The 22,657-nt window shown below is 36.8% G+C and carries 24 protein-coding genes; 19 read left to right on the top strand and 5 right to left on the bottom strand.

What is annotated here, in order from left to right:
* Positions 1-485 precede the first annotated feature (485 nt).
* From rpiB to tsaB, 7 genes are all read left to right on the top strand, one after another.
* Positions 486-920 carry a ribose 5-phosphate isomerase B gene (gene rpiB, locus DEU40_RS05740; RefSeq protein ID WP_110008955.1) on the top strand — a complete coding sequence of 145 codons (435 nt, stop codon included), beginning with the start codon at positions 486-488 and terminating at the stop codon, positions 918-920.
* Between the two features lie 338 nt (positions 921-1,258).
* Entirely contained in the window at positions 1,259-3,412 is a 2,154-nt protein-coding gene (gene rnr, locus DEU40_RS05735; RefSeq protein ID WP_110008954.1) for a ribonuclease R, read from the top strand.
* 254 nt (positions 3,413-3,666) lie between these two features.
* Complete coding sequence (locus DEU40_RS05730; protein WP_110008953.1) at positions 3,667-4,353, top strand: LysE family translocator; 687 nt, start codon at positions 3,667-3,669, stop codon at positions 4,351-4,353.
* Positions 4,350-5,279, top strand: a complete 930-nt coding sequence (locus DEU40_RS05725; protein WP_110008952.1) for an LD-carboxypeptidase — start codon at positions 4,350-4,352, stop codon at positions 5,277-5,279. Before DEU40_RS05730 ends, DEU40_RS05725 begins: the two co-directional genes overlap by 4 nt.
* Positions 5,280-5,321: 42 nt before the next feature.
* Positions 5,322-5,693 carry a YraN family protein gene (locus tag DEU40_RS05720; RefSeq protein WP_110008951.1) on the top strand — a complete coding sequence of 124 codons (372 nt, stop codon included), beginning with the start codon at positions 5,322-5,324 and terminating at the stop codon, positions 5,691-5,693.
* Positions 5,694-5,775: 82 nt separating this feature from the next.
* Entirely contained in the window at positions 5,776-6,525 is a 750-nt protein-coding gene (locus tag DEU40_RS05715) for an SDR family NAD(P)-dependent oxidoreductase (RefSeq protein WP_110008950.1), read from the top strand.
* A gap of 81 nt (positions 6,526-6,606) precedes the next feature.
* Complete coding sequence (gene tsaB / locus DEU40_RS05710) at positions 6,607-7,287, top strand: tRNA (adenosine(37)-N6)-threonylcarbamoyltransferase complex dimerization subunit type 1 TsaB (protein WP_110008949.1); 681 nt, start codon at positions 6,607-6,609, stop codon at positions 7,285-7,287.
* A 16-nt stretch (positions 7,288-7,303) separates the two neighbouring features.
* On the opposite strand, the gene DEU40_RS05705 is transcribed toward tsaB, so the two are convergent.
* From DEU40_RS05705 to DEU40_RS05690, 4 genes are all read right to left on the bottom strand, one after another.
* On the bottom strand, positions 7,304-9,856 hold the full coding sequence (locus tag DEU40_RS05705) for a tetratricopeptide repeat protein (protein WP_110008948.1): 2,553 nt from the start codon (positions 9,854-9,856) through the stop codon (positions 7,304-7,306).
* A 148-nt stretch (positions 9,857-10,004) separates the two neighbouring features.
* A complete protein-coding gene (locus DEU40_RS05700) occupies positions 10,005-10,568 on the bottom strand; it encodes a Maf family protein (RefSeq protein WP_110008947.1) in 564 nt (187 codons plus the stop codon).
* Between the two features lie 8 nt (positions 10,569-10,576).
* Positions 10,577-11,095, bottom strand: coding sequence for a KdsC family phosphatase (locus DEU40_RS05695; protein WP_062672795.1), 519 nt, complete (start codon positions 11,093-11,095; stop codon positions 10,577-10,579).
* Positions 11,085-11,834, bottom strand: a complete 750-nt coding sequence (locus tag DEU40_RS05690; RefSeq protein ID WP_110008946.1) for a Rossmann-like and DUF2520 domain-containing protein — start codon at positions 11,832-11,834, stop codon at positions 11,085-11,087. The genes DEU40_RS05695 and DEU40_RS05690 overlap by 11 nt, the downstream gene beginning before the upstream one ends.
* Before the next feature lie 181 nt (positions 11,835-12,015).
* On the opposite strand from DEU40_RS05690, the gene DEU40_RS05685 reads away from it, so the two are divergent.
* From DEU40_RS05685 to lepA, 5 genes are all read left to right on the top strand, one after another.
* The gene (locus DEU40_RS05685; protein ID WP_110008945.1) at positions 12,016-12,567 is read left to right on the top strand and encodes an RNA polymerase sigma factor; all 552 of its coding nucleotides are present in this window, start codon (positions 12,016-12,018) and stop codon (positions 12,565-12,567) included.
* Between the two features lie 16 nt (positions 12,568-12,583).
* Positions 12,584-13,126 (top strand): hypothetical protein, encoded by a 543-nt coding sequence (locus DEU40_RS05680; RefSeq protein ID WP_110008944.1) that lies wholly within the window; start codon positions 12,584-12,586, stop codon positions 13,124-13,126.
* Between the two features lie 6 nt (positions 13,127-13,132).
* Complete coding sequence (locus DEU40_RS05675) at positions 13,133-13,645, top strand: hypothetical protein (RefSeq protein ID WP_110008943.1); 513 nt, start codon at positions 13,133-13,135, stop codon at positions 13,643-13,645.
* Between the two features lie 102 nt (positions 13,646-13,747).
* The gene (locus DEU40_RS05670) at positions 13,748-14,767 is read left to right on the top strand and encodes a hypothetical protein (RefSeq protein ID WP_110008942.1); all 1,020 of its coding nucleotides are present in this window, start codon (positions 13,748-13,750) and stop codon (positions 14,765-14,767) included.
* A 124-nt stretch (positions 14,768-14,891) separates the two neighbouring features.
* Positions 14,892-16,688, top strand: a complete 1,797-nt coding sequence (gene lepA / locus DEU40_RS05665) for a translation elongation factor 4 (protein WP_062672783.1) — start codon at positions 14,892-14,894, stop codon at positions 16,686-16,688.
* Between the two features lie 56 nt (positions 16,689-16,744).
* Here lepA and DEU40_RS05660 read toward each other — a convergent pair whose 3' ends face one another.
* Positions 16,745-17,386, bottom strand: coding sequence for a DUF1579 domain-containing protein (locus DEU40_RS05660; RefSeq protein WP_110008941.1), 642 nt, complete (start codon positions 17,384-17,386; stop codon positions 16,745-16,747).
* Between the two features lie 122 nt (positions 17,387-17,508).
* Between DEU40_RS05660 and DEU40_RS05655 the strand changes: the two genes are divergently transcribed.
* The 7 genes from DEU40_RS05655 to DEU40_RS05625 all read left to right on the top strand — a co-directional run bounded on the left by DEU40_RS05655 (position 17,509) and on the right by DEU40_RS05625 (position 22,647).
* Entirely contained in the window at positions 17,509-18,204 is a 696-nt protein-coding gene (locus DEU40_RS05655; protein ID WP_110008940.1) for an NUDIX hydrolase, read from the top strand.
* Positions 18,205-18,580: 376 nt separating this feature from the next.
* On the top strand, positions 18,581-19,123 hold the full coding sequence (locus tag DEU40_RS05650; protein ID WP_110008939.1) for an NADAR family protein: 543 nt from the start codon (positions 18,581-18,583) through the stop codon (positions 19,121-19,123).
* 28 nt (positions 19,124-19,151) lie between these two features.
* Positions 19,152-19,700, top strand: a complete 549-nt coding sequence (locus DEU40_RS05645; protein ID WP_110008938.1) for a 2OG-Fe(II) oxygenase — start codon at positions 19,152-19,154, stop codon at positions 19,698-19,700.
* 75 nt (positions 19,701-19,775) lie between these two features.
* Positions 19,776-20,111 (top strand): hypothetical protein, encoded by a 336-nt coding sequence (locus tag DEU40_RS05640; protein WP_110008937.1) that lies wholly within the window; start codon positions 19,776-19,778, stop codon positions 20,109-20,111.
* Positions 20,112-20,113: 2 nt separating this feature from the next.
* Positions 20,114-20,968 carry a hypothetical protein gene (locus DEU40_RS05635; RefSeq protein ID WP_110008936.1) on the top strand — a complete coding sequence of 285 codons (855 nt, stop codon included), beginning with the start codon at positions 20,114-20,116 and terminating at the stop codon, positions 20,966-20,968.
* A 63-nt stretch (positions 20,969-21,031) separates the two neighbouring features.
* Entirely contained in the window at positions 21,032-22,102 is a 1,071-nt protein-coding gene (locus DEU40_RS05630) for an adenylosuccinate synthetase (protein WP_110008935.1), read from the top strand.
* Positions 22,103-22,170: 68 nt separating this feature from the next.
* On the top strand, positions 22,171-22,647 hold the full coding sequence (locus DEU40_RS05625; RefSeq protein ID WP_110008934.1) for a macro domain-containing protein: 477 nt from the start codon (positions 22,171-22,173) through the stop codon (positions 22,645-22,647).
* Positions 22,648-22,657: the final 10 nt, after the last annotated feature.

Here is a 22,657-nt window from a genome sequence, read left to right as displayed (position 1 = left end):
AGTTTTCAAAAACTTTCCCCGAACCCAATCACCCATTAATCAACAATTTTTTCTCTTTTAAAAAAAAGAATAATGTAGTTGTTGTTGAGTGTTGTGAATTTCGGGGATAAGTTTTATGATAATAATTGATAACATTCAACTTGTATCCAATTCATATTTAACTCACAATATAAATTCCTGTAAACCCGCTATTTCACACACTTATTAACAAATGTTGATAACTTTGAAATGAAGCCATTATTAGTTATTTTATTATGGAAAAATCTGGGGATAGCTGAAGAAAACATCTGGAAAGTTGTAGTAAAAATCTTCGGAAAGAATTTCTATTACGAAATAAATTGATCTTTAAAAATAGAAAGTTGAGAAAAGTTTTCCACAGTTATTCACATACCTTTTCACAATTAACTCAGGGTTTACTAACACGAATTGTTATTATTCTTACCTTTGTAAGGAAATAGAATCTAATAAAGCTTAATAAGAGTATTATGAAAAGAAAAATTGCGATCGCAGCGGACCATGCCGGCTATGAATATAAGGAGATTGTTAAGAACTATCTTTCAGAAAGGTTTGAAGTTCAGGATTTTGGAACGTTTTCCACAAACAGTGTGGATTATCCGGACTTTGTACACCCTGCCGCAACCTCTGTGGAAAACGGAGAAAATGAGCTGGGAATCCTGATCTGTGGAAGCGGAAACGGAGTTCAGATCACTGCGAACAAACACCAGAAAATAAGATGTGCTTTGTGCTGGATGCCGGACATTGCAACACTGGCAAGACAGCATAATGATGCCAATATGATTTCACTGCCGGCAAGATTTATAGCTAAAGAACTGGCGCTGGAAATTGTAGATCAATTTCTTTCAACAGACTTCGAAGGTGGAAGACACCAGAACAGAGTTGACAAAATTGCATTTTGCTAAATAAATAAAATAAGGCTTGTAAATCACTTTGCAAGCCTTATTTATTTTTTATTCGTACATTTGCAGTGTCCGATAGAAATTTATACTCTATTTTTCTCCAAAGCCTTTCTTATATTTGAAATATATTAATAGAAGGTTTTTCTCTTTTCTTCTCCAGAATTGTATTAAATTTATACAAAACTAAAGCTCCCGTTGTAAGTAAACTGAAAGATAATTTCTGATGATTTACGGAAAGATTCTAATGCTGAAATTGAATGACCTTATACAAAGGACGAATAAGGAAGATTTAGAAAATGGTCTTAGTTGAGAAAGATCAAAACAATTAAAAGAAAATTAAAATGCCAAAAAAAAGAAAATATATAAGTCATAAAAATGATTTAAAAATGATGGAGATCGGAAGAATGATCCTCCGTTTTATGAATGCAAATTCATCCAAAATTTATAATTATAAGCAGATCGCTGACGGAATAGATTACAAAAATCCAAGACAAAGAGAACTTGTGATCCAGGCACTGCACAAACTTCAGGGATCTGAAAAGATTAAAGAAGTAGAAAAAGGAAAGTATATCGTGAACCTGAAAATCGCAGGAACGCTTACCGGAACTATAGACTTCAACCAAAGTGGAAATGCTTATGTAAGTGTGGAAGGATTGGAAGATGATGTCTTCGTTCATTCCAAAAATGTGAAGGATGCGCTGCAGGGAGATAAGGTTCTTATTATAACTTATCATTATAAAGGAAAGAAGCTGGAAGGCTCTGTCCTGGAAGTTTTGGAGCGTACCAGAACGGAATTTGTAGGAACATTTCAGAAGGTTACCCACAAGGAATTTGGATTTGTGGTTTGTGATAAAAAAACAATCAACACAGATATCTTTATTCCGAAAGGAAAGTTCAACAATGCTGAAGATGGTGATAAGGTCATTGTAAAAATGACAGAGTGGAGACCGGGTGACAAAAATCCGGAAGGAGAGATCATTCAGGTGCTGGGTGCTCCGGGAGAACATGAAACAGAAATCCACTCTATCCTTGCTGAATATGGTCTTCCTTATGAGTTTCCACCGGAAGTAGAAGCTGACGCAGATAAAATCGACAGAAGCATCACAGATGAAGAAGTTGCAAAACGCTGGGATATGCGTGATATCTGTACGTTTACGATTGACCCTAAGGATGCTAAGGATTTTGATGATGCTTTATCCATAAGAAAGCTGGAAAACGGAAACTGGGAAATCGGGGTTCATATTGCAGACGTATCCCATTATGTAGTTCCGGGAACTATTCTGGATGATGAAGCTTATCAGAGGGCCACTTCGGTATACCTTGTTGACAGGGTTGTGCCGATGCTGCCGGAAGTATTGAGTAATGATGTCTGTTCACTTCGTCCACATGAAGATAAATATACTTTTTCTGCAGTTTTCGAACTGAATGACAATGCTGAAATTCAAAAGCAGTGGTTCGGAAGAACGGTTATTCATTCAGACAGAAGATTTACTTATGAGGAAGCGCAGGAGCGTATCGAAACCGGACAGGGAGATCTGGCTGAAGAGATCAATACGCTTGATAAGCTGGCCAAAATAATGCGTCATGAACGTGTCCGAAAAGGAGCCATTACTTTTGACAGAAGTGAAGTAAGATTCAATCTTGATGAAAATAATGAGCCGGTTGGGGTTTACTTTAAAATCAGTAAAGATTCCAATCACCTGATCGAAGAATTCATGCTCTTAGCCAATAAAAAAGTATCAGAATTTGTATCCCTTTCAAGAAAAGGTGAGATCACCAATAATACATTTATTTACAGGGTACACGATGATCCGGATCCTGCAAAACTGGAATCGTTGAGAGACTTCGTTGCTACTTTCGGATATAAAATGGATTTGGCCAATACCAAAAAAGTGGCTGCGTCTTTGAATAAACTTCTTCATGATGTAAAAGGAAAAGGGGAAGAAAATATGATTGAAACGCTTGCTATGAGAAGTATGAGTAAGGCGGTATACTCTACGGAACCAATCGGCCACTATGGTTTAGGTTTTGAGTATTACAGTCACTTCACCTCTCCTATCCGTCGTTATCCGGATTTGCTGGCACACCGTCTTCTTCAGCATTATCTGGATGGAGGAAAATCTCCAAACAGAGGTGAGCTTGAAGAAAAAGCAAAACACTGCAGTGCTATGGAAAGATTGGCAGCTGATGCGGAAAGAGATTCCATCAAGTACATGCAGGTGAAATTCATGGAAAAACATCTGGGAGAAACATTCAGAGGAGTGATTTCCGGAGTAGCAGAGTTTGGTTTCTGGGTTGAAATTCCTGAGAATGGTGCTGAAGGTTTGATCAAGTTGAGAGACCTTGTGGATGATTCCTATATGTATGATGCGAAAACTCATGCTGTATACGGAATAAGACATGGAAATAAATACCAGCTTGGAGATGAAGTTCAGATTAAGGTGGTGAAAGCCAATCTGATTCAGAAGCAGCTTGACTTCCAGATTGTGAAGTAAAGAATTAATTCTTTAAGAAGACTGTTGATAAAATTATAAAGGCTGATGTGTTACCGAACCGTCAGCCTTTTATTTTCTAAATATAAAAAGTATGAAATGTACTCTCCACTCCTCTCCTATTCCTTAATAAAAAATTACATTAAAGTGTTATTAAAATCCACTTGATATATCACAACTTTATTGAATAATTAAATCATAAAGTCTAACTTTGTATTAAACGAAATGAATTTTTATTCATTTTAAAACACTACTTAATGCTAGAACTTGTACTATCTGCCGTCATATTAGGATTTATGCTAAGCCTGGTTTTCATAGGACCTATTTTTTTCCTGCTTATTGAAACCAGCTTTTCCAGAGGCCCCAGACATGCCTTGTCACTGGATCTTGGCGTCATTACAGCAGATTTATTATGCATTGTAGCAGCCTATTATGCCAGTACAGATATTGTAACGTTAATAGATAAACATCCGGGATTCTACAGGATCACTTCTATTCTTATTTTTGTTTACGGGATTGTGATGCTGGTTACCAAAACAAAAATGCATATGCCCGGCGAAGAAAGGATTATTGGACAGAATTATATTAAGACATTTTTCAATGGTTTTTTCTTTAACCTTCTCAATGTGGGAGTCATCCTTTTCTGGCTGGTAACGGTAATTTCCGTAAGGAATCAATATCCGGACACCAGCAGTTTTATTTTATACATCAGCATAGTACTGGCCACTTACCTTTCTATAGATCTTGCCAAGATATTTCTTGCCAAGCAGTTTCATGATAAATTAACACAAAAACTGGCCAACCAGATCAGAAGAGTTGTTGGCTGTATTCTTATTATCTTCAGTTTCTTTATTTTCCTGCAGAGTTTCAAAAAATTCAATCAGTTTGAAAGACAACTGGAGGAAGCAGAAAAGAAAGAAGTAAAATATCAAAAAGCAAAATGAAAAAAATGATCTTTCCAAAGTCTCTTAAAAAAGGAGACAAAATAGCTGTTATTTCCCCTGCAGGAGCTGTAGATGCCACTCAACTGGAAAAAGGAATAGAAATGATTAAAAGCAGAGGTTTTGAACCCGTTCCCGGAGAACATCTCTACACTAAATTTTCAAACGGATATAATTACGCCGGAACAGAAAAGGAAAGAGCAAAAGATATCAACTGGGCTTTTAATGATAAGGAAATAAAAGCTGTATGGGCTTCCAGAGGAGGCTACGGTTGCCAGCATCTGCTTCAGCATCTGAAGCTGAAAAATTTCTCAGAAAACCCGAAATGGTATATTGGATATTCCGATAATACAGTTATCCAAAGTTATCTGATGAAAAAAGGTTTCGTTTCCATTCACGGGCAGACTGTTAAAACATCCAGCTTTGGAGTTACTGATGAAAGTTATGATCTTATTTTCGATATCCTGAAAGGGAAAAAGCCAAAATACAGCCTTAAACCTCACCCATTCAATAAAAAGGGGAATATTCAGGGAGAACTGGTCGGAGGGAATTTAGCCCTTATCTATGCCCTTCTTGGAACCAAATATTCATTTGACTTTAAAGACAAGATTCTGTTTATCGAAGATATCGGGGAAAACTTCTATGCACTGGATCGTATGATCATGAGTCTGGAACTGGCAGGTGTTTTCAATAAAATCAAAGGATTGATTGTTGGTGGAATGACCAATATGGGGGATGAAAAGGAAAATCAAAGCTATGATGAAAGTTTTGATGAGTTCGTTTATAAACTGATCTCAGACAGAATTTCAAAATATAAATTTCCCGTAGTGTTTGCTTTCCCGAATGGACATATTAAGGACAACAGACCCCTTTTAATCGGTGCCAACGTGAAAATGAAAGTGGATGCTAATGTAAAAATAGATTTTTAAGGCACTACTACTCTCCTATCTCCAAACTCTTAATTATACACTATGGCTCATCACAATGATTTTGGAAAAATAGCAGAGAATCTCGCTGCTGATTATCTTCAGAAAAACGGCTATACCATTAAGGCCAGAAACTTTCGTTTTAAGCAAAACGAAATTGATATCATTGCTGAAAAAGATAATCTGATTATTATCGTGGAAGTGAAAGCAAGATCCACCGATGCCTTCATCCTTCCTCAGGAAGCTGTAACCAAAACAAAGATAAAATCTATTGTTTCTGCAGCTAATCATTATCTGGAGGAATGTAATAACGGTCAGGAAGCCAGGTTTGATATTATTTCTGTTCTTCCCGATGAAAATAAAAATTTAGTAATTGACCATATCAAAGATGCTTTTCAGTCTTTTGATGCGAATTAATATATCAATACAACAATGTTTGAATGTAACAGAATCATGACATTGATAGAGGAGTGCATTCGGACATTTAACAACCAATTTTATGAAGACAATATTGATCACCGGTGCAACTTCCGGTATAGGTAAAGCCACTGCAGAGCTTCTTGCAAAACAAGGAAACAGAATTATTATTTGTGGAAGGAGAAGTGAGGTGCTTGAATCTGTAAAAACAGAACTTTCTCAATACACCGAAATATTTAGTTTAGTATTTGATGTAAGGAATCTTGAAGAAGTGGAAGCGGCCATTAATTCCCTTCCTGAAAACTGGAAAGATATTGATGTTCTGATTAATAATGCCGGCAATGCTCATGGGTTAGATCCTCTCTCTGCTGGTAAGACGGATGATTGGGATTCTATGATTGACGGAAATGTGAAGGGATTACTCTATGTTTCCAAAATGATTATTCCGACGATGAAAACTAAAAGCTTAGGTCATATTGTAAACATCAGTTCTGTAGCAGCAAGACAAACCTATGCGAATGGAGTAGTGTACTGTGCAACAAAGAAAGCGGTAGACGTTATTTCGGAAGGTATGAGACTGGAACTTACCGAATTTGGAATCAAAGTAACCAACATCCAGCCGGGAGCTGTAGAAACCGATTTCTCTCTGGTAAGGTTCAAAGGCGACAGTGAAAAGGCTTCAACGGTGTATGCAGGCTATGATGCCCTGAAAGCGGAAGATATTGCTGATGCCATTGCTTACTGTGTAAATGCTCCGAAACACGTTACTATTTCAGATATGACTATCTATCCGAGTGCTCAGGCGGAGCCAAGAACGATTTATAGAAAATAGTCCAAAATAATGGAGTAAATTTGCACAAAATTAAATGCGGTTTTGCTTTTGCAATTTTGCTGTTTAGCTTAAAATAAAAAAATGAAAATTCTATATCTGGAAACATCATCCAAGAACTGTTCAGTAGCTATATCAGACAATGAGAAGCTATTATGCCTTTGTGAAGAAGTTTCTGAAAACTATAAACAGTCTGAAAGCCTTCACACGTACGTAGAGTGGGCATTGGAAGGAGCGGGGATTACGCTTAAAGATATTGAAGCTGTTTCTTTAGGAAAAGGCCCCGGATCTTATACCGGCCTACGAATCGGAGCGGCCTCTGCAAAAGGGTTTTGTTATGGACTCAGAGTTCCTTTGATAGCAGTGAATTCTCTTGAAAGTATGATAGAGCCTTTTTTAGGCGATAACTTCGATTTTATAATACCTTTGATCGATGCAAGGAGAATGGAGGTTTATACGGCCGTTTATGATGGTAGAACAGGGGAGGAGTTATCCAAGACAGAAGCGAAGATTTTAGATGAGACTTCTTTTGAAGAATTTAAAGATAAAAAAGTTCTGTTTGTAGGGGATGGTGCTAAAAAAGCAAAAGAGATTCTGAATCTTCCGGAGGCAGTTTTTAATGAAAACGTTTATCCTTCTTCTCAATATCTGATCAGAAAGACGCTGGAAAAAATAGAAAATAAAGAATTTGAAGATATGGCTTATTTTGAACCTTTCTATCTGAAGGACTTCCACGGAGTAAAGAAAAATAAAAGCGAAGAATAATCTTCGCTTTTTTATTTTATTGTGGCCTTGGCGGGATCTTGGAACCCGATTTTGTTTCGTTCGGCTTTTTAGGATTTTGTGGAGCAGTATTCGTATTAATGTTCTGCATCGTATCCAGCTTCTGTACTTTTCCGCTGTTCATTTGTGGAACTCCCGTATTTTGGCTGCTAGGCTGTACTGGTGCTCCTGACGGCTGCTGAGGAATAGAATTTCCTTTATTATCCGTTGCCTGGAAGCTCAAATCACTTTTCAGGTAATTCAACATTTCTTTGGCTCGTATGCCTTCAGGTGTCTTGGAATAATTCAGGGCAATCTGTTCAAGCTGCAGAATCATAACTTCCTTTCCACTTGATTTTCCTGCATTGAAAGCATTTAATAAATACAGCTTGGGAACCAGAGCATCTTTCGGATACTTCTGAATCGTCTGATCGATCAGATCTTTACTTTCTGCAAATTTTTCGGATTCAAATAGCGCATATGCCTTTTTGTATTCGTTTTCAACTTCTTCGGTTGATTTTACAAATGATTTATTCTTAGGATTTCTGGCAAATTCTGCATAAGAAGTATATGGATAATCTGCCAGGAGAATTTGTTTTGCTCTTTCAGAAGCCTGTGGATTTTTCTCATAATTCATGGCAAAAATCTCATACAATGCCTGTAACATCACTTTTTCTTCCGGCTTTACATCCACAAGATCATAAAGCGTTTTCGTGGCCAGTGGAGTATTGGTAAAATAATTCTGATACATAATTCCCAGACCTAATGAAGCGGTATCTCTGTCCTTTTTTAACTGAGATAATTTCCCCTGATCCGTAGGAATCTGTTCAATATAGTACGCAGGCTCAAAACGTCTTGGATTAGGCGCTGAGGCTACTCCCAACGCTTCATTTTTCATATCTTCAATAGAGGCCATTTTCTTGGAAGAACGCCAGTTATCGGCCAGGGCACGGTCTCCCCAGATCTGCTTAAATGAAGAGGTTCCTTTGCTTACCGTTCCTGAATTGCTGAAATAAAAACCTTTTGTCGTGACTCCAAAGTCCTCAAAAGAATTGCCACTATTGGCAAAAATAGAATTGGCACTGTAATCACCGGTATCAAAACCTTTACTTCTTTCTGCACGTCTTCTTTCCTGTTCCTCTTTCTCTTCTTTAATCTTTAATTTGGCAATATATTTTGTGAAATAGTCTGTTTTCTGAGCATCATTCATTTTTGCCAGAGAAAGAATACTGTCATTCTTTTTGATCAGATAGTAGTTTTTGGAAATCTTTTTAATGTATTCAGACTGGTCTTTTAACAGTATTTTTGAAGGCTCATAAGTCATTACAGCAAGTGCAGAATCATAATAACTTCCGGCTCCGATATAATCATTCTTATCAAGATAGCTTTTTCCTATTTCATAATAAGCCAATCCACGGATCTGAGGATCGGAAACCTTTTCAAAAAGCGATTTTCTGAAGAATTGCTGAGCCTCATCTTTTTTGCCTGCTTTATTGGCCATCAAACCTAAGGCATAGTAAAATTCGTTCTTTCTGGATCCATACATCCCTTTTTTACTGATTCCTTCCAGATAATTTTTGGCTCCTGCATAATCACCTTTACCGTTAAAAGTTTTAGCGATGGCAACCTGAGATTTTACTTCAAATTCGAAATCACTGGCATATTTATACGCTGCAGCATAGCTTTCTCTTGCTTTATCATTCTGATTCAGATTTTCCAGAACCTGGCCTCTCAGATAAGCAATTCTGCTCTTCAGTTTTCTGTTTGTATTGAGCTCAAAAGCATTGTCAAGTTCCTTGGCAGCTTCTTCTTTCTTACCGGCATCAAGAAGAGATTCGGAATAGTAAATGCTTAGCAGTTTTGCATAACTTTTACTGATATCTTCACTTTTCAGTTTCGCAAATGTTTCATGCGCTCTGTGATAATCTTTGATCTGATCATAAGCAAGACCCTGATAAATCCTTGCAAGTGCAATTCTCTTATCATCCTTCATACGGGTGAAAACATAATTGAGAGCATCCAGGGCCTCCAGAGATTTACCACGGTAAATTCTTGCCTGCGCAAGGATCATGTAGGCATCAAAAATCTGCTTGTTTTTCTCTTCACCATTTCTGGTTACAGAATATTTATTAATTGCTTTTAAAGCTTTAGCTTCTGCAATTTCCAGAGTAGTGGCTCCTTTATTCTCTTCTCCGTCAGGTCTTGAAGGACCGTTTCCCTGAGGTCCGCCGGGAATATTCGGAATTCCTGAATTGCCTCTTCCTGAAGGTCTGTTGGCTACTTCTGCCATCTTCATAGAGTTTTCAGCAAAAGCTTCAGTCTGCCCGAGATCACTGCCCAAAGGTTGTTCTTCGTAAGTAAGAATGGGAATATAGGGAGCATAGAAATTGTCTTTATGCCCTTTATCTCTGGCTGTAAACTCACTGTTTAACGCATCTTTTGCATTAAAGAGAGTGTTGTAATATGTGGAAAATCCTTTCAATACTCTTGAACGCTGCTCCGGCTTTTTTGTTTTGGTAGCACAGGAAGCAACAAGACATATGACTAAAAGGAATAATATATTCTTTTTCATTATTCAATATAACTCGCTAATCTGCTTTTTATTATCAGCAGTTTGATGATTTTGTAAAAATAATAAAATTTTATAATGAATAATATTTATATTTCTGGCGGAAATATTTTATTTCTTCTTTAATGGGAGTTTTGACCCTGATAATCTTTTAAATCAGAGAAGATTCTTTCAGTATTTTATAAACAAGATGGGTAGGAAGCCCCATAATGGTATAATAACTTCCGGTAAGACTTGTGATCTTTGCCATTCCCAGCCATTCCTGGACACCATAACTTCCGGCTTTGTCGAAAGGCTTATAGTTCTGAATATAATAGTTTATTTCTTCATCCGAAAGCTTGTCCAGAGTAACATCAGCCACATCGGTTTCAGTGATCGATTTTCCGGCGGTTTTGATGGTAATTCCCGTATACACCTGATGCGTTCTTCCTGAAAGGTTTTGAAGCATTTTAAAGGCATCCGCTTCATCTTTAGGTTTACCAAGGATCTGATTGTCGATAGCAACTACCGTATCGGCAGTCAGAAGTACTTCATCTTCCTCCAGACTTCTGAAAGCATCTGCTTTTAAGTCAGAAAGATAAGCGGCCGCTTCCTGTATTTTGATAGTTTCCGGAATAATTTCTTCACAGTCTATTTTTACGACTTCAAATTCAAAGCCTAAACTCGAAAGAAGTTCTTTTCTTCTTGGGGATTGTGATGCTAAAAGTAATTTCATACAGATACTTATACAGATTGAGTATTATCGTCATGCCAGTTTCCCTGAACTTTCATTACCTGTTCAATGACATCACGAACCGCCCCTGTTCCACCTTTTTTCGGGGAAATATAATCGGAAATTCCTTTTACTTCAGGAACCGCATTTTCAGGACATGCCGCAATGGCTGAACTTTCCATGATGTGAATATCCGGAAGATCATCACCCATGGTCAGAATTTCTTCATTTTTAAGATTGTATTTCTTCTTAAAATCTTCAAAATCATTCATTTTATTGTGAGACTTCGGATAGTAGTCCTGAATACCCAGATAATTGATTCTGTGCTTTACCATTTCATCATTTCCTCCCGTAATAACCCCAATTAAATAATTGTTTTTTAAAGCTTTTACTACTGCATAACCGTCCAGGACATTCATTACCCTGCACATATTTCCTCCGGGAAGCAGATATACGCTTCCGTCTGTGAAAACTCCGTCAACATCAAATACAAATGCTTTAATATCTTTTAATTTCTCTTTATAGCTCATACATTTCCTGAATAGAATGATTCATTGTTTTATAAATTTCAAGACTTTCGTCTTTTAATAACTGTTCATGCAGCTGTAAAATCCTTACATCATTTCTTACTGCGGGGCCCGTTTGTGCCATTTTGGGCTCAATTTCATGAATTTTCTGAACCGTTTCATCAATCAGCGGCAAGAAATAATCAAACGGAATATCCTGGGAATCTGAAATTTCTTTAGCCCTTGAAAAAAGATGATTCACAAAATTGCAGGCAAATACAGCCGTCAGGTGAATATATTTTCTTTTTTCGTGATTGCTTTCCATTACTCTTTCCGAAATCTTTGAAGCAAGATCAAACAATATTTTTTGATCTTTTTCATTTTCCGCCTCTATGAAAAACGGAATTTTTTCATAGTCAAGTTCCTTGGATTTTGAAAAAGTCTGTAAAGGGTAGAAGCTGGATTTTCTATACTCACCAGCCAGAACTTCTTTTGGAAGAGATCCTGAGGTATGGGCCACCAGACAATCTTTTTTTGTAATAATTTTTGAGACTTCTTCCACAGAATGATCGCTTACACAAAGAATATAAAGATCTGCTTCTTCCAGATGATCTGTAGAGCAAGGAATATTTAATTCTTCAGAGATTTTACTTAATTCTTTTTCGTTCCTCCCAAATAGCTGCGCCACAGGAATGCTTTTCAACGTGAAAGCTTTTGCCATATGATAGGCAACATTTCCGGAACCGATGATTACAATTTGCATATAACAAATATAAGATTTTAAGCTGAGCCGGGAAAGGAAGAACACTTCAGAAATCTTGTACTTCAATATAGGCACGTTTATTGCGTAAGTGTCTCATATTATTTTTAATATTTAAAATGAAAATTGAATTTTTAATTTAACTTTCAGCTATTTTTGTAATCCAAAACAATGAAGGCATCTTATGAAGATTAAGGACGCGGAAATTATTTCGTTGATGCAAAATCCACGAACCCAGGATAAAGGGGTTCGTGCCTTGATGGATGCCTATCAAAGCAGATTGTACTGGCACATACGAAGAATTATTGTGGACGGAGATCTTGCACAGGATACTTTGCAGGAAACTTTTATTAAAGCATATCAGAATTTTCATCAGTTTAAAAATGATAGCCAGTTGTATACCTGGTTGTACAGAATCGCTACCAACGAAGCACTACAACAGGTCAACAAAATGAAAAAAATGCAGAAAACGGATGAGGATCCGGAGTATCATATGCAGAATCTCGTCGCAGATAATACGGAAGGAGATGCTGAAGAAATACAGATTTTACTGCAGAACGCTATACAGAGCCTGCCCGAAAAGCAGAAACTGGTATTTATGATGCGGTATTATGATGATTTGCCCTACGAAGAAATATCAAAAATTGTGGATATGTCGGTAGGCACTTTGAAAACAAATTATCATTATGCCAAACAGAAAATAGAAGAGTATATTAAAGAAAATTACGAAAAATAATTTTTGACCAACAAAGATGAAAGAGTTCGACATAGAAAAATTAGAGCGTAAAAACATTTACACAGTTCCTGATGATTTGTTTCAAAATATTCAGGAGAACGTTATGAATGATATAAAGGCAAGTAAAAAAGCACCTGTCTTTAAGCTGAACTGGATGTATGCTGCTGCAGCATCACTGGCTTTGATTTTTGGAGCAACTTATGTTTTTAATTCAGATAATGATTCCCCTGAACAGATACTGAACTCTAAAACAGCTTATGCTGCCAATGACGGAGCGCCGAAAACAGAAAGCGAGCTGGCTTACGAAACTTTAAAATCTGATTTAACTTCTGTTGAAAATAATGATCAAACAGTTGACAATCAAAAAAATAACAATGTCTACGCTTCTAAAAGTTTAAACGAAACCAAAAAAACTGCAGAGACCCCTGAACCGGTGAAAACTGTAAAGAAAAAAGAAGAAACACGAATGAATGAATATCTTGACTCGTTTTCTAATTCTGAAATTGCAGAATTAGCAAGTAATTCGACTCAGGACGTTTATTTGGATATTTATAATTAAAAGAAAATGAAAAATATATTATTGACGTTTTTGATTATTTATGGCTTTGGATTGAATGCCCAAAGAACGGATTATGATTGGAAAAAGATGGATCCTAAACAAAGGAAAGAAGTCATCAATAATCTTTCTCCGGAAGAGAGAAAAGAACTCCTGAAGAAATTCAGGGACAATATGATCATGGATAATCTTAATGTTGATCCAGACGATAAAGCCGAATTTACACAATTGTATAACGAATATCTCGATAGCCAGAGGCAGATAAAAAGTCAGTTTAATTCAAACTTTGATCCTGAATCCTTAACGGATGACGAGGCTAAAGCAAAATTGCAGCAAAGTTTTGAATTGGGACAGAAGTTATTGGATAACAGAAAGAAATACGCAGATAAAATGCAGCAGGTAATTCCCTGCCAGAAAGTTTTGAAGCTGTTTCAATCCGAGAAAATGATGAAGGATAAAATGGACGAAAGAAGACCTCACGGAAACCATAACAATGCTTCGGGACCTAAACAGAACCCATAATAGTTTATTTTTTTAATGTTGGACGGCTCTTACAGATCTTTCTGTGAGAGCCGTTTAATTTTGCTGTAAATTCCTATTTTTGTTGAAGTTAAAACATAAATTATGAGAAACATTTTTTTCTTTTTATTGATTTCAGTTTTTGCATCAGCACAGAAAATAGAAACCATTGATCTTTCAAAATCCATTAAAGATGGCAAAAATTCTATCAAGAGTCTTACGGTAATAGATCAAAGGGCAAATCAAGAAATTGGAATTGTTATGCACCACAAGGACGAGGTAAAAGTTGTTTTCGAAAATAATGCCAGCAAAGACATACAGGATTGGTTTTATAAGTACAATCCGTCACGAGGAAATAATGATATGGTTTTTTTGCTTGAAAATTTAAATATTTCAGAAGATAAAAAGGAAAAGTATTCTATTGGAAAGCTTGAATTAAAGGCAGGTATATTTATTAAAAAAGAAGACGGATATCATTTTATGGATAGAATAGATACTGTGGCAACAGTCTCATCACGTATAACACCTTATCTGGCACAAAGTCTGGCAAGAAAAGTGACTTTAATTCTTACTGATCTTTTTAAAGACTCCTATAAAGCAACCCCTTGGGAACTTAGCATTTCAGAAAATGAGTTTCCTGATTATGCCTCTGTATTAAAAGAAAAATTGAGTATTCTAAAAGCAAATGAACTTAAAGAAGGGGTTTACAAAGACTATTATAGCTTTTTTACTCATAATCCTGAACCCGGATTTACTTTGCAGGCTAATGATAAGGGAATCATTACAAAGGCTGTAAAAGGAGATGAAAAATCGGCAATAAGACATTTTTATGCTTTTGTATATAAGGGCATTGCCTACAAAAATATCCCTGTGGGTTACACTGAGATTTTTAAAGATGATAAGGGTGTTTTTATTGAGGTAACAAAAGCAGAATTATTTCCTGAAACTGCTACAACCGGGGTTACAATTGGTGCAGCAGCAGGAGGTCTGATTGGTGGCGTTATTGGTGCAGTGATAGATGTCAGTTTATCAGGCAAAAGAAAGAATACTGCAGGACCTAAAGTTTATCTTGATCCTTTTACCGGAAATTATGTGTTACCGGAAGACTTTGGCAAAACAAAATAATATTTAAAAAGAGGGAAAATTTTACTTCTCTTCTTATTGTTATCTGTGTTTCAGTTAAAAGAAAGAATTAAGAATGAAAAATTCTCCTGCATTTTCTTATCTTTGCAAATTACAAGATTCTTAAATGAAAAACATACGAAATTTTTGCATAATCGCTCATATCGACCATGGTAAAAGTACCCTGGCAGACCGTCTATTGGAGTACACGAATACCGTTACCCAAAGAGAATTGCAGTCTCAGACGCTGGATGATATGGATCTGGAGAAAGAACGTGGGATTACCATTAAGTCACATGCGATCCAGATGGATTATGAGTATAAAGGAGAAAAATATATTTTAAACCTTATTGATACCCCGGGACACGTTGACTTCTCTTATGAAGTTTCCCGTTCTATTGCTGCCTGTGAAGGTGCACTTCTTATTGTAGATGCTGCACAGAGTATTCAGGCACAGACCATTAGTAACCTGTATCTTGCATTGGAAAATGATTTAACGATCATTCCGATTCTGAATAAAATTGACCTTCCGTCTGCGAACCCGGAAGAAGTAACCGATGAGATCATGAACCTTATCGGATGCGAATATGAAGATGTATTGAGAGTTTCCGGTAAAACAGGAGAAGGTGTTCATAACCTTTTAGAGCAGATTGTTGAAAGAATTCCTGCACCGGTAGGAGATCCTGACGGTCCACTGCAGGCTTTGATCTTTGACTCTGTATACAACCCGTTCAGAGGTATTGAAGCTTATTTTAAAGTAGTGAACGGAAGCATCACCAAAAATGAAAAGATCAAATTCTTCGCTACAGGAAAGGAATATGGTGCTGATGAAGTGGGTACCTTAAAACTGAAGCAGGTTCCCAAGAAAACGATCCATTGCGGAGATGTAGGATATCTCGTATCGGGTATTAAAGATGCCCGTGAGGTAAAAGTAGGAGACACCATCACTTCATTTGAAAAACCTGCAGATGCTCCGATTGATGGATTTGAGGAAGTAAAACCAATGGTATTTGCCGGGATCTACCCAATTGATTCTGAAGATTTTGAAGAATTAAGATTCTCTCTTGAAAAATTAAGACTGAATGATGCTTCTCTGGTTTTTGAACCTGAAAGTTCTGCCGCCCTTGGTTTTGGTTTCCGTTGCGGATTCTTAGGAATGCTACACATGGAAATCGTTCAGGAACGTCTTGACAGAGAGTTTAATATGAACGTCATCACTACGGTACCGAACGTATCTTATTTTGGATATACTAAAAAAGAGCCTGAAGTTCCGATTTTGATCAACAACCCGTCTGAAATGATGGATCCTTCAACGATGGACAGAGTAGAAGAACCATTCATCAAGGCGTCTATCATTACAAAATCCGATTTCGTAGGAGCAGTAATGACTTTATGTATTGAAAAGAGAGGAGAAATTGTTAACCAGAGTTATCTGACATCAGAAAGAGTAGAGTTAATTTTCAATATGCCTCTTGCTGAGGTGGTATTCGACTTCTATGACAGATTAAAATCTATCTCTAAAGGATATGCTTCATTCGATTATCATCCAATCGGATTCAGGGCTTCCAAGCTTGTAAAAATGGATATCCTGATCAATGGTGATATGGTAGATGCCTTATCTTCATTGATTCACGATTCTAATGCTTATTATATCGGTAAAAGGATGTGTGAAAAGCTTCGTGAGCTGATTCCTAGACAACAGTTTGATATTGCTGTTCAGGCAGCATTAGGTACGAAAGTTATCGCGAGAGAAACGATTAAAGCCTTAAGAAAGGACGTTACCGCAAAATGTTATGGAGGAGATATTTCCAGAAAACGTAAACTATTGGAAAAGCAGAAAGAAGGTAAGAAGAAAATGAAACAGATTGGTAGAGTAGAAGTACCGCAATCAGCGTTCATGGCTGTACTAAAGTTAAATGATTAATTATTAATGTATTATAAAGTAAAAACCGCTTCTGATGAAGCGGTTTTTTTTATGGATTATTTTTTGCGCGTATATTTTATTTCCATGGTTTTATATTCCTTTCCGGTCTTGGAATCAGGGCCGTACATTTCAAGCTTTTGAGTATTATCATCCACAAAAGTGAATACTTCTCTGAAATTACAATCATTTCCAGGTCTTGAAGGATCTGTCATTTTCCCTTTGAATTCAACTGATTTTGTGGAAGGGTTCCAGTCGCCTTCGCTATGCATGATTCCGGTTCCCATATTGTCGATCCATGTACTGACAAACTTTTTCTTTGCGTTATCATATCCCACAATGCTCATTCCTTCAAAAGGCATCCCCATAAAGTCGCCTTTATGATTTGTGATCTGATAACGTCCGCCAAACATCATTTTATTGGTAGCCTCGGATTTACTTATCATAGGTTTTGCCCCGTTTTCCATCCACATTGTTGTTTCACCAGTCCAGGTTCCATCAGATTTTGCAAGCATTTTCTGCATTTCTCCCGGAGTTGAGTACGCCATCCAGTCTTTCATGGCGGTTGCGGAATCTACAGGTTTCCATTCAGATGTAGAAGCTGAATCTGTTTTATCAGAACCAGTGGAAGCTGTCGTTTTTCCTTTCTCGCAAGCTGTTAACAGGAAAGCTGCAGAAAGAATTGCTAATAAATTTTTCATAATAATTTAGTTTTAAGATGGTTAGAAAGATAACTTAAAGGTAAGAACTTTTATGTTAATTAAAATTTTTTTTAATACAGGCATAAATTGTAACTTTGTGTATTCATAACGCAAATCAAATTATGGAGTCTCCAAAAAAATTACAGGATATAAAAGTGGCTGTAGATGCCGTTATCTTTGGATATTTTGATAAAAAAGATCTTCAGATCCTTCTGATTAAAAGAAATATTGAACCTTTTAAAGGAGGTTGGGCCCTTCCGGGAGGTCTTGTTCTTGATGATGAAAGTGTAGATGATGCCGTAAAAAGAGAACTTTACGAAGAAGCCGGCATAAAACCCGATTTTTTAGAGCAGCTCTATACATTTGGTAATCTCGGTCGCGATCCGAGAAACAGAGTGGTTTCTGTGGCTTATTTGGGGCTTGTAAACCCTTCTTATCATGAACTGTTTGCCGATTCAGATGCCGATGACGCACAATGGTTTAGTATTAATAAACTTCCATCAGTAGCATTTGATCACAAAACCATTATTGAGACAGCATTAAAAAGACTTCGCACAAAAATTCAATACCAGCCGATCGGCTTCAATCTTCTCAATGAAGAATTCCCTTTTTCAGATCTTGAAAACCTTTATAAAACAATTGTCGGACAGGAAATTGACAGAAGAAACTTCCGCAAGAAAATCATGAGCTACGGACTCCTGAACGAAACCAATAACGTTAAAAAAGAGGGTAGCGGCAGACCCGGGAAACTTTTTACTTTCAATAAAGAAAAATATAAAGAGCTGGAAGAGCAGGGCTTTTATTTTGAAATCAAATAGTTTGTTTTAAACACAAATTTCACAAATGTCTTTGACTCCCAATTGTATTATCGGTCTTCTGTCATTCTGACGGAGGAAGAATCTCGTAATTGGTTAGATTCTTCACAACACTGTTGAACTACGTTCGCAGACCTTCAGTCTGTGTTCAGAATGACATTGATGTAATAACAATTTTTAAGATCAAATTCCACCAGTTTTAGCTGAAACCTATCAAATTTGTGTCATATGTGATTAAAATTTGTGTTATTGGTGTTTGTTAAGATTAAATTTTTATTGCTGGAAATCAATTAATTATATTTATTAGCGTAAAATTAACACAAATAAATTTGGTCCAAACGCTGATATTCTTTTAAATTTGTGTCAAAATAACGCAATCATGAAATATACCTTACAAAATATTATAGAACGCTTTCAAAAAAAGGAAAAGATAAAATATCTCTTTTTCTGGGGACACACGGCAAAAGATATTGTTACCAAATCATGTTTCAGCCAATGGTTTCCAGGAAGTTTTGAAGAAAACGGAATTACCTATAGAACAGCAGAACATTATATGATGGCTATAAAAGCAAGATTATTTAATGATGCTGAAATGGAAAAGGAAATTTTAAAAGCCGCTACTCCGAATCAGGCAAAAGCTCTGGGTAGAAAAGTAAAAAACTTTGATCCGAAACAGTGGGACGAGCATAAATTTGAAATTGTTACCAGGGGAAATTTTTTGAAATTCTCTCAAAATCAGAAATTTAAAGACTTTCTTTTGTCAACCGGAGACAAAGTTCTGGTAGAAGCGAGTCCTTATGATAGAATCTGGGGAATCGGGATGCTGGAAAAGGACAGCAGAGCAGAAAATCCTTTACTATGGAACGGAGAAAACCTGTTAGGATTTGCTTTGATGGAAGTAAGGGATGAATTAAGAAGGTAAAAACACAACCAGGCACAAAATATTAATTATGGAAAAAATAGAATTACACCCACAAATATTTCTGATTGAAGATTTTCTGATTGAGTCTGAATGTGATCATTATATCAGTCTTTCACAGGAAAAAGTCTTTGAAGAAGCAAAGATCAATGTATTCGGACGCCAGCAGATGAATAAAGGAATCAGAAATAACGACCGGCTGATGATTTTTGATACAGCAATCGCTGAAGAGCTTTTTAACAAGGCTGTAGATTTTTTACCTCAGGAACATGATGGATATCAGATTCTTAACTTTAATGAAATGCTCAGAGTTTATAAATATGCTCCCGGGCAGCAGTTCAAAATGCACAGAGACGGAAGTTATATCCGGAATGAAAGAGAAAAGAGCTTTTATACCTTTATGATCTATCTGAATGATGATTTTGAAGGCGGAGAAACAGAATTTGAAAACCTGTTTACAGTAGCTCCGAAGAAAGGAACCGCTCTTGTTTTTCACCACCCCTTAAGACACGAAGGAAAAACACTGATCAGTGGCTTGAAATACGTTTTGAGAACAGACATAATGTATTCAAAAGTATAAGTCAACCGGATCGGAGAAAGGCATTGCTATGTCTTGTTTAATTAGCGTAATATCAACACAAATAAAATATTGATCATGGAAGATGAATTAAAACCCAGATTTATCGAATCATTGCAGAGAAATAATGATCAGATAAGAGAAGACCGGGCAAGGATCATCGGAGCAGATTCCGAACTGATCTACAGGCGCAGAGTGGAAGATATCGAACTAAAAATCAAAAGGCTAGAGCGCGAACAGGAAGGGCTTATTGATATCAGCCCTTTGGACAGGAACAGTCTGACTTTTGCGGATTTCAATCCCGAAATATTCGTTCAGAAAGACATGGAATTATCATTAACAATCAGAAATCTGAATATTCAGCTCGAAGTTACCCAAAAGAGATTTGAATATTTATTTGGAAAAAAATTATAGGCATGGGAAGTACAAGATATGATTTAGACGCTCGTTATGACAGAGCAAGAAAAGCAGGTTACGGAACAAAATCCGCAGGGGAAATTTTCACCCAGAATGCCAAAAGAATGGCTCATGAATCGATGAATCCATATGGAATTTCTTTCAGGGAATCCCGGGATTCGGAAGTTCACCCCAATTCAGTTCCCATTATTTTAGGATTAGATGTTACCGGAAGTATGGGCCATATCCCTCACGAGTTAATCAGAGATGGATTGCCAAAACTGATGGGCGGAATAATCCAGGGGGGCGTTCCCGATCCGGCCTTATTGTTCCTTGGAATCGGAGATCATGAATGTGATGGTTATCCGCTTCAGGTGGGACAGTTCGAATCAGGAGATGCAGAACTGGATATGTGGCTTACCCGAACCTATATTGAATCCGGAGGAGGTGGAAATGCAGGTGAAAGTTATCTTTTAGCATGGTATTTTGCAGCATTTCACACCAGAACCGATGCGTTTGAAAAAAGAGGACAAAAAGGATTACTGTTTACCGTAGGTGATGAACCTTGTTTAAAAACACTTCCTGCTTCCGCCATCAGGGAAATTATGGGAAAAGGGCAGCAAACCTATACTCATTTTGAACTCCTGGAAGAAGCACAAAAAAAATATGAAGTATTCCACATCAGTGTTTTACATTCCGATCAGGCACTGAGAGCAGACAGAGGCTGGAAAGAATTATTAGGACAAAACTGTATTTCCATAGCAGATCACAGGGACATTCCGAATGTTATTAAAAACATTATCTGTGATAAGTTTAAAAACAAAAGCATCGGAACAACAGGAACAGGAGGATTGGATCAGTTTCAGATGCTTTAGAATTTCTGAATACCAGTAGTAAATTGATAAAGTGGTGATTAAGGTTAAAAAAAATAAAAAGAGATGAAAAAGGCGCAAATAGTCATAGGACTTGGTTTTGGTGATGAAGGAAAAGGAATTACTACAGATTTCCTGGCTTCTCAGAATCCGGAGGCTGTTGTGATCAGATTTTCAGGAGGTCAGCAGGCTGCTCATACTGTAATGATTGATGAAAGAAAGCATGTGCATTCCAGTTTTTCTAGTGGTGCACTTCGTGGTCTGCCTTCTTACTTTACCGAGCATTGTACGATTCATCCGGTTTTTCTTCTGAATGAAAGAGAAGAGTTAAAAGCAAAGAACGGAAACATTGAGCTGCATATCCATCCATTGGCAAAGCTGACAACTCCTTTCGATGTATGGCAGAACAGAACAAATGCCCGTAATCTGGAACACGGAACCTGCGGAAAAGGAGTGGGAGCTACCATGAAAAGACACGAAAGTCCTTACAAACTATTTGCTGCAGACATGATTGCGCCCAGAGAGATGCTGATGGAAAAGTTGAAAGGAATTGCCTATTATTATGGCTTTATAGATGAAAACGAAATTAGTGAACTTTTACAGCCTTTTTTAGATGCTATTGACAGTATTGATTGGAAAATAAGTGACTATAACTATCTGGCTAACTTCGATCACCTTGTTTTTGAAGGAAGCCAGGGTATTTTACTCGATATGGACCATGGCGTTTTTCCCAATGTGACTTATGCATATACGACTTCAAAAAATGCCTGTGAGATTTGTAAGCTTTTAAAGATTGAAGATATTGAAATGTATTATGTCACCAGAAGCTATTCTACCCGTCATGGAAACGGCTGGATGAGCAATGAAAAAGAAATGAATCTGAAAAACAATGAAGAAGAAACCTGTATATTCAATGAATATCAAAAGGAGCTAAGAACCGGAGAAATAGATTACAAACTGCTGAATTATGCCTTAAAATTGGATGGAGCTTATGCATTTCCGGTTAAAAAAAATCTTGTCATTACCTGTCTGGATCAGATTGATGAACAATTTAAAGTAGAAAATCTTGATGAGGAATTTGATGTTGTCTATGGATCCTATTCTCCGTATTCTAAAGATTTTAAACGGATTTTTTAAATTCAGCAGTTAAAAATGTTAATTTTATTAGGAGAGGAGGAAATGATAGAGAATAAAAGTAAATAACCATGAAAACGATACAATATTTAAAAGGGGATGCTACGGTCCCACAGGCGAAAGGAATAAAGATCATCGCCCACATCTGCAATGATATCGGAGGTTGGGGAAAAGGTTTTGTACTGGCAGTTTCCAAAAGATGGGAAGAGCCGGAAAAAGAATATAGAAACTGGCACCGTTTCAGAAGTAAAAATAATTTTGCATTAGGAGAAATTCAATTGGTTCAGGTTGAAAAATACATTTTTGTAGCCAATATAATCGGGCAAAAAGGAATAAAAACCGGAAGTAATGGTGTCCCTGTTCGGTATGATGCCATTGTAAAAGCTCTGGAAAAACTTTCCAATGAAGCTTTGCTGCTGAACGCAAGCGTTCACATGCCAAGAATCGGATGTGGACTGGCAGGAGGAAAATGGGAAAAAATTGAACCTATTATCGAAAGAACATTGCTTGTAAAGAATGTGGAGGTATATGTGTATGATTTTGAATAAATTAACTAAC

The organism is Chryseobacterium sp. AG844, from assembly GCF_003182335.1.
GTDB lineage: Bacteria > Bacteroidota > Bacteroidia > Flavobacteriales > Weeksellaceae > Chryseobacterium > Chryseobacterium cupriresistens.
Note: the sequence above shows the minus strand (reverse complement) of the source record. Positions and strands in the feature narration are given on the sequence as shown.

What these genes read in the sequence shown, in the direction of transcription:
- DEU40_RS05690 (WP_110008946.1), bottom strand. Translation starts at nt 11,834, where the DNA reads ATGCAAATTGTAATCATCGGTTCCGGAAATGTTGCCTATCATATGGCA.
- DEU40_RS05685 (WP_110008945.1), top strand. Translation starts at nt 12,016, where the DNA reads ATGAAGATTAAGGACGCGGAAATTATTTCGTTGATGCAAAATCCACGA.
- rnr (WP_110008954.1), top strand. Translation starts at nt 1,259, where the DNA reads ATGCCAAAAAAAAGAAAATATATAAGTCATAAAAATGATTTAAAAATG.
- DEU40_RS05630 (WP_110008935.1), top strand. Translation starts at nt 21,032, where the DNA reads ATGAAAAAGGCGCAAATAGTCATAGGACTTGGTTTTGGTGATGAAGGA.
- DEU40_RS05730 (WP_110008953.1), top strand. Translation starts at nt 3,667, where the DNA reads ATGCTAGAACTTGTACTATCTGCCGTCATATTAGGATTTATGCTAAGC.
- DEU40_RS05700 (WP_110008947.1), bottom strand. Translation starts at nt 10,568, where the DNA reads ATGAAATTACTTTTAGCATCACAATCCCCAAGAAGAAAAGAACTTCTT.
- DEU40_RS05655 (WP_110008940.1), top strand. Translation starts at nt 17,509, where the DNA reads ATGGAGTCTCCAAAAAAATTACAGGATATAAAAGTGGCTGTAGATGCC.
- tsaB (WP_110008949.1), top strand. Translation starts at nt 6,607, where the DNA reads ATGAAAATTCTATATCTGGAAACATCATCCAAGAACTGTTCAGTAGCT.
- lepA (WP_062672783.1), top strand. Translation starts at nt 14,892, where the DNA reads ATGAAAAACATACGAAATTTTTGCATAATCGCTCATATCGACCATGGT.
- DEU40_RS05650 (WP_110008939.1), top strand. Translation starts at nt 18,581, where the DNA reads ATGAAATATACCTTACAAAATATTATAGAACGCTTTCAAAAAAAGGAA.
- DEU40_RS05640 (WP_110008937.1), top strand. Translation starts at nt 19,776, where the DNA reads ATGGAAGATGAATTAAAACCCAGATTTATCGAATCATTGCAGAGAAAT.
- DEU40_RS05675 (WP_110008943.1), top strand. Translation starts at nt 13,133, where the DNA reads ATGAAAAATATATTATTGACGTTTTTGATTATTTATGGCTTTGGATTG.
- DEU40_RS05695 (WP_062672795.1), bottom strand. Translation starts at nt 11,095, where the DNA reads ATGAGCTATAAAGAGAAATTAAAAGATATTAAAGCATTTGTATTTGAT.
- DEU40_RS05660 (WP_110008941.1), bottom strand. Translation starts at nt 17,386, where the DNA reads ATGAAAAATTTATTAGCAATTCTTTCTGCAGCTTTCCTGTTAACAGCT.
- DEU40_RS05705 (WP_110008948.1), bottom strand. Translation starts at nt 9,856, where the DNA reads ATGAAAAAGAATATATTATTCCTTTTAGTCATATGTCTTGTTGCTTCC.
- DEU40_RS05725 (WP_110008952.1), top strand. Translation starts at nt 4,350, where the DNA reads ATGAAAAAAATGATCTTTCCAAAGTCTCTTAAAAAAGGAGACAAAATA.
- DEU40_RS05720 (WP_110008951.1), top strand. Translation starts at nt 5,322, where the DNA reads ATGGCTCATCACAATGATTTTGGAAAAATAGCAGAGAATCTCGCTGCT.
- DEU40_RS05670 (WP_110008942.1), top strand. Translation starts at nt 13,748, where the DNA reads ATGAGAAACATTTTTTTCTTTTTATTGATTTCAGTTTTTGCATCAGCA.
- DEU40_RS05680 (WP_110008944.1), top strand. Translation starts at nt 12,584, where the DNA reads ATGAAAGAGTTCGACATAGAAAAATTAGAGCGTAAAAACATTTACACA.
- DEU40_RS05715 (WP_110008950.1), top strand. Translation starts at nt 5,776, where the DNA reads ATGAAGACAATATTGATCACCGGTGCAACTTCCGGTATAGGTAAAGCC.
- rpiB (WP_110008955.1), top strand. Translation starts at nt 486, where the DNA reads ATGAAAAGAAAAATTGCGATCGCAGCGGACCATGCCGGCTATGAATAT.
- DEU40_RS05625 (WP_110008934.1), top strand. Translation starts at nt 22,171, where the DNA reads ATGAAAACGATACAATATTTAAAAGGGGATGCTACGGTCCCACAGGCG.
- DEU40_RS05645 (WP_110008938.1), top strand. Translation starts at nt 19,152, where the DNA reads ATGGAAAAAATAGAATTACACCCACAAATATTTCTGATTGAAGATTTT.
- DEU40_RS05635 (WP_110008936.1), top strand. Translation starts at nt 20,114, where the DNA reads ATGGGAAGTACAAGATATGATTTAGACGCTCGTTATGACAGAGCAAGA.